The 14,703-nt window shown below is 50.7% G+C and carries 13 protein-coding genes; 5 read left to right on the forward strand and 8 right to left on the reverse strand.

The window, feature by feature from the left end:
- Positions 1-558 precede the first annotated feature (558 nt).
- The 6 genes from RTV33_RS13035 to RTV33_RS13060 all read right to left on the reverse strand — a co-directional run bounded on the left by RTV33_RS13035 (position 559) and on the right by RTV33_RS13060 (position 7,178).
- Positions 559-1,695, reverse strand: coding sequence for a glycerate kinase (locus tag RTV33_RS13035; RefSeq protein WP_312644932.1), 1,137 nt, complete (start codon positions 1,693-1,695; stop codon positions 559-561).
- Between the two features lie 96 nt (positions 1,696-1,791).
- Entirely contained in the window at positions 1,792-3,168 is a 1,377-nt protein-coding gene (locus RTV33_RS13040; protein ID WP_312644935.1) for a GntP family permease, read from the reverse strand.
- Between the two features lie 220 nt (positions 3,169-3,388).
- Positions 3,389-4,549, reverse strand: a complete 1,161-nt coding sequence (locus tag RTV33_RS13045; RefSeq protein ID WP_312644937.1) for a sugar diacid recognition domain-containing protein — start codon at positions 4,547-4,549, stop codon at positions 3,389-3,391.
- A 3-nt stretch (positions 4,550-4,552) separates the two neighbouring features.
- Positions 4,553-4,798: a D-alanine--poly(phosphoribitol) ligase subunit 2 gene (gene dltC / locus RTV33_RS13050; protein WP_312644938.1), complete on the reverse strand. Its 246-nt coding sequence runs from the start codon at positions 4,796-4,798 to the stop codon at positions 4,553-4,555.
- Between the two features lie 65 nt (positions 4,799-4,863).
- Positions 4,864-6,342, reverse strand: a complete 1,479-nt coding sequence (gene dltA, locus RTV33_RS13055) for a D-alanine--poly(phosphoribitol) ligase subunit DltA (RefSeq protein WP_312644940.1) — start codon at positions 6,340-6,342, stop codon at positions 4,864-4,866.
- The gene (locus RTV33_RS13060; protein WP_312644942.1) at positions 6,339-7,178 is read right to left on the reverse strand and encodes a VanW family protein; all 840 of its coding nucleotides are present in this window, start codon (positions 7,176-7,178) and stop codon (positions 6,339-6,341) included. The genes dltA and RTV33_RS13060 overlap by 4 nt, the downstream gene beginning before the upstream one ends.
- Before the next feature lie 338 nt (positions 7,179-7,516).
- On the opposite strand from RTV33_RS13060, the gene RTV33_RS13065 reads away from it, so the two are divergent.
- Positions 7,517-7,666 carry a hypothetical protein gene (locus tag RTV33_RS13065; protein WP_312644944.1) on the forward strand — a complete coding sequence of 50 codons (150 nt, stop codon included), beginning with the start codon at positions 7,517-7,519 and terminating at the stop codon, positions 7,664-7,666.
- A 53-nt stretch (positions 7,667-7,719) separates the two neighbouring features.
- Here the strand turns inward: RTV33_RS13065 and RTV33_RS13070 are convergent, their stop codons facing one another.
- Complete coding sequence (locus RTV33_RS13070; protein WP_312644946.1) at positions 7,720-8,559, reverse strand: phosphatase PAP2 family protein; 840 nt, start codon at positions 8,557-8,559, stop codon at positions 7,720-7,722.
- Between the two features lie 21 nt (positions 8,560-8,580).
- Positions 8,581-9,858 carry a DUF1015 domain-containing protein gene (locus RTV33_RS13075; protein WP_312644949.1) on the reverse strand — a complete coding sequence of 426 codons (1,278 nt, stop codon included), beginning with the start codon at positions 9,856-9,858 and terminating at the stop codon, positions 8,581-8,583.
- Positions 9,859-10,081: 223 nt separating this feature from the next.
- On the opposite strand from RTV33_RS13075, the gene RTV33_RS13080 reads away from it, so the two are divergent.
- The 4 genes from RTV33_RS13080 to RTV33_RS13095 are packed head-to-tail and all read left to right on the forward strand — an operon-like array spanning position 10,082 to position 14,673.
- Entirely contained in the window at positions 10,082-11,047 is a 966-nt protein-coding gene (locus RTV33_RS13080) for an ATP-binding cassette domain-containing protein (RefSeq protein WP_312644951.1), read from the forward strand.
- Positions 11,044-11,748 carry an ABC transporter gene (locus RTV33_RS13085; RefSeq protein WP_312644953.1) on the forward strand — a complete coding sequence of 235 codons (705 nt, stop codon included), beginning with the start codon at positions 11,044-11,046 and terminating at the stop codon, positions 11,746-11,748. The genes RTV33_RS13080 and RTV33_RS13085 overlap by 4 nt, the downstream gene beginning before the upstream one ends.
- Before the next feature lie 17 nt (positions 11,749-11,765).
- Complete coding sequence (locus tag RTV33_RS13090; RefSeq protein ID WP_312644955.1) at positions 11,766-13,229, forward strand: GldG family protein; 1,464 nt, start codon at positions 11,766-11,768, stop codon at positions 13,227-13,229.
- A 4-nt stretch (positions 13,230-13,233) separates the two neighbouring features.
- Positions 13,234-14,673 (forward strand): DUF4340 domain-containing protein, encoded by a 1,440-nt coding sequence (locus RTV33_RS13095; protein ID WP_312644957.1) that lies wholly within the window; start codon positions 13,234-13,236, stop codon positions 14,671-14,673.
- The last annotated feature ends 30 nt before the right edge of the window (positions 14,674-14,703 follow it).

A 14,703-nucleotide genomic window follows, 5' to 3' on the forward strand; every position in this document is an offset into this window, starting at 1 on the left:
CCCCCAAAGTTTTTTACAGTATACCATACTGTCTAACTTTAGGGGTGCAGTTCAAAGCAGGTGGCTCCTTTGTATTTTGCTTTGCGATCGTTAATCTGTGAGGTTTCGTCTCATGCGGTTGAATCAGTGCGTTCATTCCATAAATCTTTAAAAGCCTTAGCCCAGTGTTATCCGTTGAATTAGAGAGGTACAGCTTTATGGGTTTTGCTAGCCTTTGTGCGACCGGCCTCATACATTTTCTTGCGGGGTTCCGCCTCCGCTCGACGGGAAACATTCTTTGCCCGTGCAAAGAAGTTTCACAAGAAAACACGCATAAGGGGGAACGTTGAGGCAAAAAGGCAGGGGCTTTCTGACACGTTCCCCCTTATGAATCCCCCGCGTGCCACAACAGAGGTTCACATTCCGCGCGTTTCTTATGCGTATAAAATCTATGGTGCTGTGCCCGCGCGGCCATGTTCATAAGTGTGCTCTGCATAACCAGAATGCACCAAATAGCAGCAGCCCTGAGGTAATACCTCAAGGCTACTGCTGAGTTCGCCAGTATTAAAGAATAGAGGGTTAAAAATTCATTCTCTTCACAAAGCGCATTAAATTATCGATGGTAAGTGCCATATCACTCTTGCTGCGGTTTTTTGCCTCAGAAAAATCCACAGCAACGCGATTGATGCTGAATATCGCAGAGACGCCCTCGTCGTAGGCAGCCTCAATATTATCACCGATGTCGCCGACGATTGCAACCAGCGGTACGCCCGCTTTTTTGGTGCGGCGCGCCACACCAATTACCACCTTGCCGCGCAGGCTTTGGTAATCGATTTTGCCCTCGCCGCTGAACACAAGGTCCGCACCTTGCAGCAGGCTGTCAAAGCCTACCGTATCCAGCACTGTTTCAATACCCATTTGCAGGCGTGAACCAAAAAATGCGACCATTCCGCCGCCCATTCCGCCGGCCGCACCTGCACCTGAAAGCTGTGCTACATCTGCGCCGAGCTCTTGCTGAATTACCTTAGCACCCGCCTTTAGCTGTGCGTCAAGGTATTCCACCATGGCAGGGTCGGCCCCTTTTTGCGGCCCGAACACATGTGCCGCACCGGTTTTACCGTACAGCGGGTTATCAATATCGCACATTGTAATGATTTCGACGCCTTTGAGTTCGGCCAGTAGCCCGCTTGCATCAATATGTGCAATTTCTGCGAGATTTTCACCCACAGGTACAAACTCTTTTCCGTCTTTATCGGTAAACCGAATACCGAGTGCCGCCGCCGCGCCCGCGCCGAGGTCGTTGGTGGCACTTCCGCCAAGCCCTACAATCATTTTTTTGCAGCCATGTATCGCTGCATGCGCCATCAACTGCCCAACGCCATAGGTGGTGGTTTTATGTGCCTGCCGGTTTTTACCGACGAGAGGGAGACCCGCGCACGCCGCCATTTCAATAACTGCGGTGCTGCCGCCATCCACCAAGCCGTAAAAACCCTCCATATCCTCCATATAAGGCCCCTTCACCGTTACGGTAACCCGTTCGCCGCCCATAGCGGATAAAAACGAATCGACGCTGCCCTCACCGCCGTCTGCAACGGGTATGGAAATTACCTCGGCGTTAGGGTAGTATGCGTGAATGCGCTCCTCTAAAATACCGCAAATTTCGGTCGAGCTCATCGTGCCTTTAAAAGAATCTGGTATCAACAATACTTTTTTCATAAACTTCACCTTTACTTATTCGAAAAGCCGGACAGAAAATGTCCGGCTTTTCTGTGTTTTGCAACGTTAGGAGCATGTATAGACAGGGATAGTAATTTATAGCATAAACATCGAGAGCAGCCAGATAAAGATGATTGCTGCAATTCCCATGAGCAGGGTGAGCGTTGTCTGCGTTTTGTAGCCGTCCTGCGGGTTCATCTCGCCAAAGTTGGTGACCACCCAGAAGTGGGAGTCGTTTGCGTCTGAAACGGTCATTGCACCGGCGCCGATTGCCATAACGGTAAGCGCTGCTGCAAGCGGGGTGGTAAGTCCAAGCGCCTGCATCATCGAGCCCGATTCTGCAAACGAACCCATGATGCCCGCTGTTGTGGTGAGCGCGACTGTAGATGAGCCCTGCGCGGTTTTTAGTATTGCCGCAATGATGAACGGGAAGAAGATGCCGATGGTGGAGAGGAACGACGCATTGTCTTTGATATAGTCGACAAAACCAGCAGTGGTGATGACCTTGCCAAGCACGCCGCCCGCCGCTGTTACAAACAGGATGGGGCCAACGGTTTTGAGGGTTTCATCGGTTAGGCTGCGAAACTCACTCATTTTACCGGTGGAGACAAGCAAACCAATGCCAAACAGCAAGCCTACCGTAAGAGCGATGATGGGAGTACCGAGGAAGGTGCACAATGTGTGCAGCATGCCCTGCCAACCGAGGATGGCGGAAATTGAGCCTAATGCCATAAGTACGATGGGGAGAATAATGGGCGCAAACGACATAAAGGTGCTTGGCAGCTTGCCGTATTCTTTTACCAGCTGCTCGTAAGTTTTTATAATCTCTTGGTCACCGATTTCGTCGTTGGATTTTACTTTTTTACCGATGTATTTTGAATAGAAGTAAGCTACGATGAGGCAGGGGATAGAAACCAGCGCACCCATGCCGATTACCAGAAGCATATTTTCACCAATACCCAGCGTTCCTGCCGCCGCAATTGGGCCCGGTGTGGGTGGAATAAATACGTGGGAAATGTACAAACCGCCGGAAAGCGCTACCGTCATTGCAACGCTGGAGGTTAAGGTTCTCTGGCGGATTGCTTTACGAATGGGGTTTAGGATAACGAAGCCGCTGTCACAAAAAACGGGGATGGAAACGATCCAGCCCATCAGCAAAATGGCAAGCTCAGGGCGCTTTTTGCCCACTACTTTAATTACCGCGTCGGCAAGCTTGATGGCGCCGCCTGTTTTTTCAAGGTACAGGCCGATAAGCGCACCCAGAATAATGACAATACCAATGCTGGAGAATGTACCGCTGAAGCCTGCACCGATGGTCGCCGGAATGTCTGCCAGAGGAATTCCCACCACAATTGCCAATAGCAGTGCAATGCCCATGATGGCAAGGAACGGATGCAGCTTAAACTTGGAAATCGCGAGTATCATTACGATAATTGCAATAACAAACGTAATGATGAGTGTAATACCGGTCATGTAAACTACCCCCATAAAGTAATATTTGAAAGCGGCAAATCTGCCGCAGCCGCACATCGACATATTATACAGATTTTTTAATTGTTTTAACTGTCGGCTGTCATTATTGTACAGCATCTGCATCAGCAGTGTCTATGTTACTGTAACCATAAAAGGGGGCAAATTTATGTTACCCAAAACAGGCATATAAAAAACAGGGCAATTGGGTTGTGCATATTCCTTAATGAAGAAGCAATTCGTCGCGGTTTTCATTGTAAAATTGTATCGCCAACTGAAACAGTGCAGCGTTCGACAGGCTCCGCGGGTCGTACCCTGTCAGCTCTTGTAGCTTTTTCAGCTTGTACTGCAGGGTATTTTTATGCATAAACAGGTGCTGCGCCGTCAACCCAATCGAGCCGTTTCGATCAAAAAACGTTTGCAAAAGGGGAATCCAACTGGAAATCTCCTCGGGGGTACAGCCGCGAAACACCCGTCGCACAAACTCCTCTTTGGTCGCTTTGGGAATATCGCCCATAAAAAGCTCGATATTAATGTCGTTGTAAAAGCGCGGCTCCTTATCGCAGGAGGACACACACGCCTGTAGCGCTTTTTCCGCTTTGATGTAGGATTGGTGGATTAGGCTATAACCCACCGATCGGCTATCTATGCCAATTGCAAGCCGCACCCCAAAGCCTTTATGCACCTTCTCGGCAATGCGTTTCGCAAGCTGCCCCATCTGTTTATCGGGGCAATCGGGCACCAGGCAAACAAGCTGAATCGCCGTTTTCATAAAGACGCCGCCGCTGGTTTGTTCCATCATGTGCCGCACTGTTTTGTTTACGTTATCAATGAGGCGCTGCCCCTCGGGGTTGTCGCTGTAGTTCCTCAGCTCTATAATGGATGCAACCAGAACACGGCGCGGCAGGGTAATATCAATGCCCAGCCGCATACCACGCTCAATAAACGGCTGATTGATGCTGCCGGCATCGCCGTACACCCACTCGTCCAAAAAACGGGCGCGAATGCGGTCGTCGATCTTTTTCAGCTCTTTGGCGTTGGTATCCAGCAGCAGAATTTCGGTCATCTTTTTGATGATCTGCCCATATTTTACTACCTGCTCACGTTCACCTGTAATGCCAATTACGCCCACTACCTCGTCGGCAAACACAATGGGCAGGTTGATTCCCTTGCGCGTGCCTTCAAACTCGGTGTCGTTTTGTATGATCAACTCCTCAAGCCTACCCGAAATAACCTGCGCCGCACCCGCATGAAAGGTGCCCACACGCTGGGGGTCGGTGCTTGCAATAATAATTCCCCGCTCATCCATCATATTGACATGCTGGTTGATGATACCGCTGATCTCGGTGACAATCTTCATAGCATTGTCCTTCGATATCTGCATCGCCTATCCCTCCTTTTCCTGCAGCCTGCTCTGCACGAGTGCAACCACCCTGCGCGGGGTGTCTGCATCGGTGCGCTGTATTTGCGTGGGATAAATTGTGATGCCCCACTCATCCTCAATTGCATCGAGCAATTCTATAAACCCAAAGGAGTCAAGCAGACCCGCATCGTACAAATTGATGTCGGGATGGGCCGATACGACATCATCACCACACACCCGTGCCAGCAGTTCCAGTATCTGTTGTTCCATTTTCAGCTCCGTTCCGCCGCTTTGCGTCGGCTATACAATACTTTGCTAAAATTGCAGTGATACCCTTAGTCTATCTGCTCTCTCAGTTTATTTCGGTTAAGCTTGCCGTTTTCGGTGAGGGGCAGTTCTTTCAGTAGCACAATACGCCGCGGCACCAGGTAACCCGGCAGCAAGTGCTTTAAATCGGCACGGATGCGCTGAGCGGTTGCAAACCCGAGATCGGGCTCACCTTGGCGCAGCACTGCAAACGCAGTGAGCGACTGCACCTGCCCACCGCGCATTTTGGGCAGTACCGCAGCTTGGGCAACATATGGCAGCCTAAGCAGGTTTGCTTCAATATCTCCAAGTTCTACACGGTAACCATGGTACTTCAGCTGATCGTCGCTTCTGCCCTCAAGGTAAAGCATGTCCCCCTGCAGCCTGCCCAAGTCACCGGTGCGGTAACGCGGCAACTCTCCAAAACAGTCAAATCGGCTGGAACCGGGCTGCACGTACCCTGCTGCCACACTGCCGCCCAGTATTGCAACCTCACCCTTTTCTCCGTTGGGCACAAGCGTACCATCTTGGTTTAAAATTTGCAGGGCTGTACCCGGCATTGCCCTACCCGCCGGTAAAGAAGTAGCTCCGCACATTTCCCTAGTAATTTCTACCGAGGTGACGGCAACGGTTGCTTCCGTCGGCCCGTAAGTGTTGAGGATGCGGCAGCGGGGAAAGCGCAAAAACAGCTCCTCGACGGTGGCGGGCTGTAGCGGCTCACCGCAAAATAAAAAAGTATGCATCCGCGGCAGCAATGCCTCGGTAAAACTGCCCTCAAACAAGCAAAGCTTTGCAAACGACGGTGTAGAGACCCACACCTCGGCTTTACTGTTGCTTAGATGGGTAAACAACGCTGAAAAATCTGTATCTGCACCGTAATCAACCGATACCGAACACCCGCCCCAATAAAGTGGAGTATACAGGCTCATTACCGAAAGGTCAAACGAAAACGGCGACTGATTCAAATAAATCTGCCCCTTGGTGAGTGATGCCGACCAATCTAAAAAACCGTCCAGATTATCGGCTGTGACACGCACGCCCTTTGGGTCGCCCGTGCTGCCCGAGGTGAAGATAATATAGGCGATATCTCCGCCCGAAACAGGGTTCAAGCTAAGCTGGGGCGCCTCCTGCTCAGCAAGCCGCCACAGCTCTTCGCTGCTCCACACAGGGCAGTATTTGGCAGAAAAATCATCAGTGGCAAGCACCAATCCCGCGCCCGCAAGAGCCAACATACGCTGTATACGCTGCGGCGGGGTGCCGCAGTCAATAGGTAGGTAAGCTCTGCCCGCCTTCATGCAGGCAACAAAGCAAAGGAGCATCAGCAGGCTTTTGCCGCCGAACACCGCAATCGGGCTGCGGTTTTGCGGTTGCTTATGCAATATTTGCCGCGCAATTCTATCCGCGCGCTCGCAAAGCTGTGCATAGGTGAGGGTTTGCCCTTTAAAGCGGTAGGCAGGGGCATTGGGTGTTACCCTGCCGTAATGCTGAATCTGTTCCAGTAGTTTCATACGCGAATCTCTTCTCTGGGAATCAGCGCATCGTCGTACATTACCTTGGAATGGTTCTTAAAAATCAACCACTCTTTTTGCAGCTCCCCGGTTGCGCAATCGATCTGCTTCTTCCAAATTTCGCTGTTGCGGTAGTAACCGTGGGGCTCGCAGCTGTAATGGTGGTCGCGCTCCTCAATGCGGTAGCGGCTGGAAAGCTCGGCGCCGCACCTCAATTCTCCGCACAAATCGGTCTCATCCAGCCAGATGAGCAGCCCATAGGTGTTCTCGGTTTCGTTTTTAAAACGGTAATCCACCGCATTGTAAAATACCGAGGTGCCTGTGCCGAACGGCACGCGGCGCCCGCAATCGGGGAAGAGGGCATCGGTGTGGTGGTGCAGCTCGGTAACGGTAAGAGGGCTGTGTAAAACAAGCCAGTGCACCATGTTGGCAAGCTGGCAAAGCCCGCCGCCTGCTGCGCTTGACGGGGCGCCACCCGCAATGGTAAGCCCCTCAAGGTAGCCTTTTTTTACGGTGGGGTTGCCCACTATACGCCAAAACGAAAAGGTTTCGCCCGGGCAGATGGCAATACGGTTGATATGCGCAGATGCAAGCCGTAGGTTGGTCACCTTGTTTTGCTGCAGTGCCATATCTACACCCTCAAGCCTGCGCAGCAGCAGCGAACGGTGCGTTTTTACCGTATAAGGCAGCGGATTATCGGTTTTGGCTAAGGCAAAATGCTCCCCGCCAAAACAATTTTTTAAATGCCGTAAAAAGATAGTTTTGTAAAGTGCAAGCTGATAAAAAAACGGATTGTACTCGCAAAACAGCTTGCGCCGTGCACGATTTTGTTTCATCTCTCAACACCCCTAAAATCCTTACATTTTAAACACATTTGAGCTGTAAACTTAATTTTAGTATAGCATTGCACCTTGTAAAAATAAAGTAGATAAAACCCGCCTTGCCGCTTGACGAAATGTACACTTTTGTAGTATTCTGATACCATATAACTTTGATATCTTCTTCTATATTCGATAGAAATAGTTTAACACTGCTAAAGGGACGGTAATACCGTCCCTTTAGCAGTTTCATAAGGGTTTCCTAGGTAACCAATACCTGATTTGGAAGTTAAGCATCTTTCCCTCCCTTTTTGCATAGAATAGTCATTGGCACTTTATTAAAAGGGGGGGCAGCTATGGACAAAAACAGCCAAAACAATCAGCCTGAGCCAAACACTTTATCGTACGACGGAACACCGCTTCACTTCGATTGGTTCCATGTATCCGGCGATCTGGACGATTTCATCTTTTATGGAGAGGATGATACTTATGTCAGCGAGCGGTAGTGAGTATGCAAACTGAAAGCCCCGATGAACAAAATTTTCATCGGGGCTTTCTATTATATACGTAGTTTTACAAACATAAGCGGGCATACAAAGAACGCGGTAAACGCAACAACTGCATATTCAATTGCATCAAACAGCAGTGTGGCCGGCAAAATAAATTTGAGCAGCAGCTTTACCGCGCCCAACACCACCAAACCCGCTGCTTCGCGCCTGAATTTTCCACCAAGTGACAGGCGGCTTGTGGAAAACTTTACGAACCGGTGTTCTAGTGGCACCGCCACAGCAAAACCCAGCAACAGCCCGTAGCCCTTGGCAAAATCGGGGTCTGCCCAAAGGATCACCAGAGGCAGAAATGCCGCCGCTGTAAATAGATAGGTACGCTCACGCCCCTGTTCGTTGATGTTTGAAAACAGCAGGTAGCCGCCGAATGAAATTACAACACCCAGCAGCAGCGCCACCAGTACATCTTTTGGCCAGTGTACACCGAGGTACAGCCTTGACACCGCAATTAGTAGCGTAAGCAGCAATGCGCTTACCGTAACCCACGTGCGGCGCATACGCCACGCCAGCGAGCCGTACAGCGTTGCCGCCGTTTGGGTGTGCCCGCTCGGGAACGAATGCCCCGTCGCCGTTTCGGGGCGCAGGGTGCGAACACCCTCCTCGCCAATGGGGCGAGGGAGTTTACATACATTCTTGATCAACCCGTTGATGTTCAGCGAAAACAGCAGTGTAAAACTCAGATACTCGCCGGTTTCCTTATCCCACAGCCAGTAGGCTATGGTGAGCACCGCAACTGCAACCAACGGCTCACCAAGCACCGTAATGCCAATGAACAGATAGTCGAGCACAGGGTTTGCCACCGCCTGGATGGCATGCAGCAGCTGTAGTTCCAAAAAATCAACTCATTTCTTTTCTTACTGCAGCTTGTTCATCACAAGCCCTGTAATCAGCTTGGGGTAAAAGTAGGTGCTCTTTTGGGGCATTTTTTCTTTTGCCGCCGCTACCGCCGCAATTTCGCTTACGCGGGTAGGGTTAATGATAAACGAACAGTTCGCCTCGCCGCTGTCTACCGCTTCAATGGCCTCATCAAAATCGCGGGTGTAGCGCAGGTTTACCTGATTTGCCATGTTTTCTTTGTCAATGCCGAAAATGCGTTCCAGCACCAAGGTGTGCAAAATGGATACATCGAGATTTTTGTACGCCTCGCTCATTTCAGGCAACAGCTCGGTCATGATCTTGTCATCCTTTAGGGTAAGCTGGTGCCACTCTTTTTTGCCGGTGTAAAGTGCAAAGCTTTTTTTGCCAATGTTATATTGTTCCTCCAGCGGTGCCTGCATGTCGCCGGTTTTTGCCTCAATTTTAAAATACTGCTCACATGCACGGAGCACGGCAGCTTCGTCAAAGCTTGCAAGGTTTTTGACAATGCGGTGGGTAGGGAACACCACAAGCCCCTCATGCTCCATATTCACAAGCATCATCATAACATAGTTGCCGAGGTGGCTGTCATCGGTGATAACGCCCTGCTCGCGCAGATGGTTACGGAAGCCCAGCGCGGTTTCGTAGCGGTGGTGTCCGTCGGCAATGTATGCTTTTTTCTCCTCCATCAGCTTTGCAACGGCGGCAATTTCGCTCTCGTCATACACGCACCACAGGCGGTGGATGATGCCGTCTTCCGCGGTAAACTCCACATCGGGGCTGCCGGCGGAAAGGCGGGCGATACTATCCGCTACTTTTCTGTTCTCATCAAAATACAACGAGTAGATTTGGCTGAAATTGCACAGGGTGGTGCTCATTAAGTTAAAGCGGTCGGCTTTTGCCTTGGACAAGGTTTCTTCATGCGGCAGCACAATTTGTTTTTCGAATTCTTCCAGTTTCACCAGCGAGATAAAGCCTTTGATGCGCTTGGTTTCGCCCCCAACGGTGAACTCCTCTTCGTAAAGGTAAATGCCCGCTTTATCATCCTGCTGCAGCACGCCTTGAGCAAGCCAAGCCTTCAAGGTTTCCCCTGCGGTTTCGTATAGGTTTTCGCCGCGCGGCAGCTCTAATCGGATGATATTGTGCTCGTTAGCAGCTATGTACGCACTGCGCTGCTCTTCGCTGATGATGTCGTACGGCGGGCAGCACAGGGTATCAATTCCCCCCGCCTTTTCTGTGTTAAAACGCATTGCGCGAAACGGTTTGATTTGTAACATGTTCTGCACCTCATAATCTAATTTATCAATGCTCTCTCTTATTATTTTAGGGTGTTTTACGTAATAGTCAAGGAAAACCGCACCCCGCACCCATTTTTTTGACAAAAAGCTTGATTTACGGTATGATAAAAGGGTTTATTTACCTTGCGTTTACAACTAAATTGTCACTTTTTGCTATGATAATACCCGTATAAAAACCACACCACAATGGGAGGTATCATCTATGATTGAGGTAAAAAACCTCGTAAAGCATTATGGCAACAAGCATGCCGTTGATGGCATAAGTTTTTCAGTCAGTCGCGGCGAAATACTGGGTTTTCTCGGGCCGAACGGCGCGGGCAAATCCACCACCATGAATATCATTACCGGCTATCTCTCCTGTACATCGGGCAGCGTCATCATCGACGGTATTGACATGATGCTTGATCCCATCAGGGCAAAGTCAAAAATCGGTTACCTGCCCGAGCTGCCGCCCCTTTACCTAGATATGACCGTGGGTGAATACCTCGACTTTATGTATGAGCTGAAAAAGGTTAAGCTGCCGCGCAAACAGCACCTGAAAGAAGTGTGCGACTTGGTAAAAATTACCGACGTGTCTGGGCGGCTCATTAAAAACCTGTCAAAAGGCTACAAGCAGCGTGTGGGGCTGGCGCAGGCACTGCTGGGCAACCCCGACCTACTTATTTTGGACGAGCCCACCGTAGGGCTTGACCCCGCGCAGATCATTGAAATTCGCAGCTTAATCAAAGAGCTGGGCAAAAAACACACCGTTATTCTTTCGTCTCACATTCTGCCAGAGGTTCAGGCGGTGTGCGAGCGCGTCATTGTAATCAGCAAAGGCAAGCTGGTTGCCGACGACAGCCCCGAAAACCTCTCAAAAGCTATGAGCAGCGACCATAGGCTGCTGGTGCGCATTGAAGGTAGCTCCGAAGCGGTGCTTACGGTGCTTGGCAGTATTGCCAATTTGGAGCGCTGCGAGCTGCTTGGCGAGCGCGAGCCGAATACCTGTGATTATCTGGTGGAAGCGGTGCCCGGCACCGATATTCGCCGCGAGATGTTTTTCGCTTTGGCAAAAACAGAGCTGCCCATGCTTTTTTGCCGCAGCCAGGAGCTAACACTGGAGGATGTGTTCTTGCAGCTGATTCAGGACGACGCTGCCAAAAATACCGAAGGGGGTGACGCCAAATGAGCGCTGTTTTAAGACGTGAGTTCGGCGCCTATTTCACTTCACCGATTGGCTATGTGTTTATTTCGGTGTTCTACCTGTTCAGCGGATTCTTCTTTTTTACATACAACCTTTACGGCAACACCACCGATATGCGTGCCCTGTTCAGCGCACTGTTTAATATCGTTATTTTCCTCATCCCCATTCTAACCATGCGTTTGATGAGTGAAGACAAAAAGCTTAAAACCGACCAAGCCTTGCTCACCGCTCCCATCAGTTTGCTGGGGCTGGTGATGGGCAAATACCTTGCCGCGCTGCTGGTCTATTTGGTCGCAATCAGCAGCACCATGCTCATTGCACTTACCATTTCGGTAATGGCAATGCCCGATTGGGCAATGATTGTGGGGCATTTTATTGGTATTTTTCTGCTGGGCGCGGCACTCATTGCCATTGGCATGTTTATTTCGTCGCTCACCGAAAATCAGGTAATTGCGGCGGTAGGCGGCTTCTGCGTAGGCTTTGTGCTTATTCTGATCGATTCTCTTACCCCTATTGTTTCACAAAAGTTTCTCAAATTATTTGTCACAAATATTTCGTTCTACAACCGCTATCAAGATTTTACCCTTGGAATTTTGAACTTTGCAGATGTTGTTTTCTTTCTCAGCATTGCTGTTTTGTTCATCTTCCTGACCATCCGCGTCTTGGATAAAAGACGCTGGAGCTAAGAAAGGGAGGTGCCATCATGAATTCCAAATTTAGCAGCCGTAAACTTAAAATGGGCGGGCTTTCCACCGCGCTTGTGGTGCTGTTTCTTATCGGTATCGTCCTTATCAATGTCATTGCATCGGTGCTTGTGGAAAAAATCCCGCTGAACATCGACCTCACACGCGACCAAATCTTTGCCCTTTCCCAGGAGAGCCGCGATTTTGCCGCCTCGGTAAGCAAGCCGGTGGAGATTAAGGTGCTTGCAACGGAAGAAAATTTTCTAAACAGCAGCACCTACAATGCTCAGGCAAACGAGGTGATCAAGAGCTATGCTCAGTACGGCAAAAACATTGACATTGAGTATATTGATTACGTAAAAAACCCTACCTTTGCTACTCGTTACCCCGACCTTACCCTTGCACACGGTGATATCTTAATCAGGTGCGAAGGTAAAAACAAAGTACTCAAGCCCTACGACCTATTCAACTATACCTCCGATGCTCAGGGCAACCCCAAAATTGCATCCTCCAAGGCGGAGCAGGTGATGACCTCGGCAATCGTCAATGTATCCAGCGATGAAAAGGTGAAGGTGGCGGTGCTTTCGGGGCACGGTGAATACACGATGGATACCTTTACCGCACTGCTTGATACCAACAACTTTGAGCTGATTGCGCAAAACCTTGCCACAGAGGACATCGACCCCGATGCCAAATTTGCCCTGCTGCTTGGCCCTAAAAAAGATTTGGAGCCGGATGTGCTGAAAAAGCTGGATGTGTTCCTTGAAAACGGCGGCAACTACGGCAAAACTTTGCTTTATACTGCCGACGCAGAGCAGCCGGTACTTCCCAACCTCGAGGCATTTCTCGTCGAATGGGGCATACAGGTAGGCACAGGCGCGGTATTTGAAACCAGCGCCAGCCGCGTATATAACTACAACCCGTTTTACCCTGTCACCGATTATGTGGACGAAGAGTATGCCGATATGATTTTAACCCCTACCATGCTCACCCTCGTGCCTTTAAGCAAGCCCATTAACGCGCTGTGGGAATACCGCGATGAATACTCCACCCGCATTTTGCTGCAGTACGGCGAGAGCGCGGGCGTACGCCCCGCAGATGCAGACGACACCTTTACCGCCGATAACGCCGAGCAGAAAGGCCCGTTCCCCGCGCTGATTTTATCCACCAAAACCAAGCCGAACCGCGAGCTTGGCGCAGTGGCGCAGGCGTCGCATGTCCTGGTATCGGGTTCATCCGGCCTGCTCGACGGCTACGCCATCGACAACACCTCGTTTGCAAACTCCGAGTATCTGCTGAATCTGTTTCATTCCCTCAGTGAACGCAAGGATATCATTAAAATCCCCTCCAAAACCATCGCCGGCAACGCGCTGAATATGACGCAAAGCAAGGCAAACGGGCTGGGGCTGGTGTTTGCTCTGTTGCTGCCGCTTGCCATTCTGGGCACCGGCATTGTGATTTGGATGTACAGGAGGCACAAGTAACCTTATGTCAAAACAACTAAAAGGTGTTATTCTCGCCTTTGTAGCGGTTCTGCTTCTGGTGGGGGGGCTTGCCGCGGTACTAATGCTTCAGCCGCAGGAGAAGCCCACTGAAACGGCAAAGGCTATTCTGCTTGAGCAGCGCCCGCTTGGCGATTTGCAGTCGCTCACTGTCACCAACGCGCACGGCACTTACCATATTCGGCAGGAGGACGGCGGCTTTCTCATTGAAGATATTCCCACCGAGCTTGTCAACGGTGACTACCTGCAAATGGCAGTGGAGGAAGCCACCACCATTGCGGCGCTCACCACGGTGGAAAAGGCCTCGTCCGATCTTTCTGCTTATGGGCTGTCACAGCCCGAGGCAACGGTGGAAATCACCTATACCGACGGCGAAACGATAAAACTCGCCATCGGTGCCGAAGAGCAGATTGCCGACGCACGCTATTTTACCATTAAGGGTGACAGTACCGTTTATTTAATGGACCGTGCACGCACCATTCGCTTTACTATGCCCGTCACCAAGTACATTCAGTACGAAATTACCCCGACACGCACCTTGCCGTCTCCGCTGAGCGTTATCAAAAACATTACATTCAGCGGTAGTTCACTGCCCGAGCCAATTGTTATTCGAGAAGTGCGCACCAAAAACGAAGAGGAAATGCGGCAGGCTGCGTCGTTTGGCGTGGCAACGCATGTCATTGTAAGCCCTGTGCTGCACGAGCTTGACCAAACCAGCGGCGGCGAAGTGTTTCAGTCGCTGCTTGGGCTGATGAGCGAGGGCGTGGTGGATTACAACTGCGACGAGGCACAGCTTGCCGCATATGGCTTTGATAAGCCGTGGCTGGAAGTGGAAATGGAGATACAAAACGGTGGGGATGCACCCATTGAGAACATTCTGCTGCGTATTTCGCACGATGCCGAGGGCAACCTCATCTGTACCAAAAATACAGACGGTGTGGTGTATAAAATCCGCGACGTGGCATTCACCAAGGTTGCGTACGAAAAGCTGGTGATGCGCTGGTTTTTAACCCCGTTCATCACCGATCTTACCGAAATGACGGTTGCAAGCCCCGAGGAACGCTACACCTTTACGTTTTTGGGTGACGGTGACAATAAAAAACTGGGTATCACCTGCAACGGAAAACAGCTGGACGTCGATACCTTCCGTAAATACTATCAGCTTGTTATCAGCGCGGCAAACGACGGAACATTCGGTGCGCAGGCACCCGCACCACAGGCGCAGCCGCTGCTGACCGTGACCTACCGCTACCGCGATGCTAAAAAGCCCGATGACGTGATGAAGCTGTACCCCGGGGGTACCCGCCGTGTTTGGGTAGAGGTCAATGGCATTGCAGAGTTTACAATGCGTGACACCTACACAGAAAAGGTACTCACCGCCACACAAAGCCTGCTTGCAGGCGGGGCAATATCCACCGAATGGTAGCCGCTCACTTCAACAAAAACAGCCTATCTG

This window comes from Hydrogenoanaerobacterium sp., assembly GCF_032017025.1.
Classification (GTDB): Bacteria; Bacillota; Clostridia; order Oscillospirales; family Ruminococcaceae; genus Hydrogenoanaerobacterium.

Bases quoted from the DNA above. Each gene is read 5' to 3' on its own strand.
- RTV33_RS13035 (WP_312644932.1), bottom strand. From the start codon at position 1,695: ATGAAAAAAGTATTGTTGATACCAGATTCTTTTAAAGGCACGATGAGC.
- RTV33_RS13075 (WP_312644949.1), bottom strand. From the start codon at position 9,858: ATGTTACAAATCAAACCGTTTCGCGCAATGCGTTTTAACACAGAAAAG.
- RTV33_RS13090 (WP_312644955.1), top strand. From the start codon at position 11,766: ATGAATTCCAAATTTAGCAGCCGTAAACTTAAAATGGGCGGGCTTTCC.
- RTV33_RS13040 (WP_312644935.1), bottom strand. From the start codon at position 3,168: ATGACCGGTATTACACTCATCATTACGTTTGTTATTGCAATTATCGTA.
- RTV33_RS13085 (WP_312644953.1), top strand. From the start codon at position 11,044: ATGAGCGCTGTTTTAAGACGTGAGTTCGGCGCCTATTTCACTTCACCG.
- dltA (WP_312644940.1), bottom strand. From the start codon at position 6,342: ATGAAACTACTGGAACAGATTCAGCATTACGGCAGGGTAACACCCAAT.
- RTV33_RS13080 (WP_312644951.1), top strand. From the start codon at position 10,082: ATGATTGAGGTAAAAAACCTCGTAAAGCATTATGGCAACAAGCATGCC.
- RTV33_RS13065 (WP_312644944.1), top strand. From the start codon at position 7,517: ATGGACAAAAACAGCCAAAACAATCAGCCTGAGCCAAACACTTTATCG.
- RTV33_RS13060 (WP_312644942.1), bottom strand. From the start codon at position 7,178: ATGAAACAAAATCGTGCACGGCGCAAGCTGTTTTGCGAGTACAATCCG.
- dltC (WP_312644938.1), bottom strand. From the start codon at position 4,798: ATGGAACAACAGATACTGGAACTGCTGGCACGGGTGTGTGGTGATGAT.
- RTV33_RS13095 (WP_312644957.1), top strand. From the start codon at position 13,234: ATGTCAAAACAACTAAAAGGTGTTATTCTCGCCTTTGTAGCGGTTCTG.
- RTV33_RS13045 (WP_312644937.1), bottom strand. From the start codon at position 4,549: ATGCAGATATCGAAGGACAATGCTATGAAGATTGTCACCGAGATCAGC.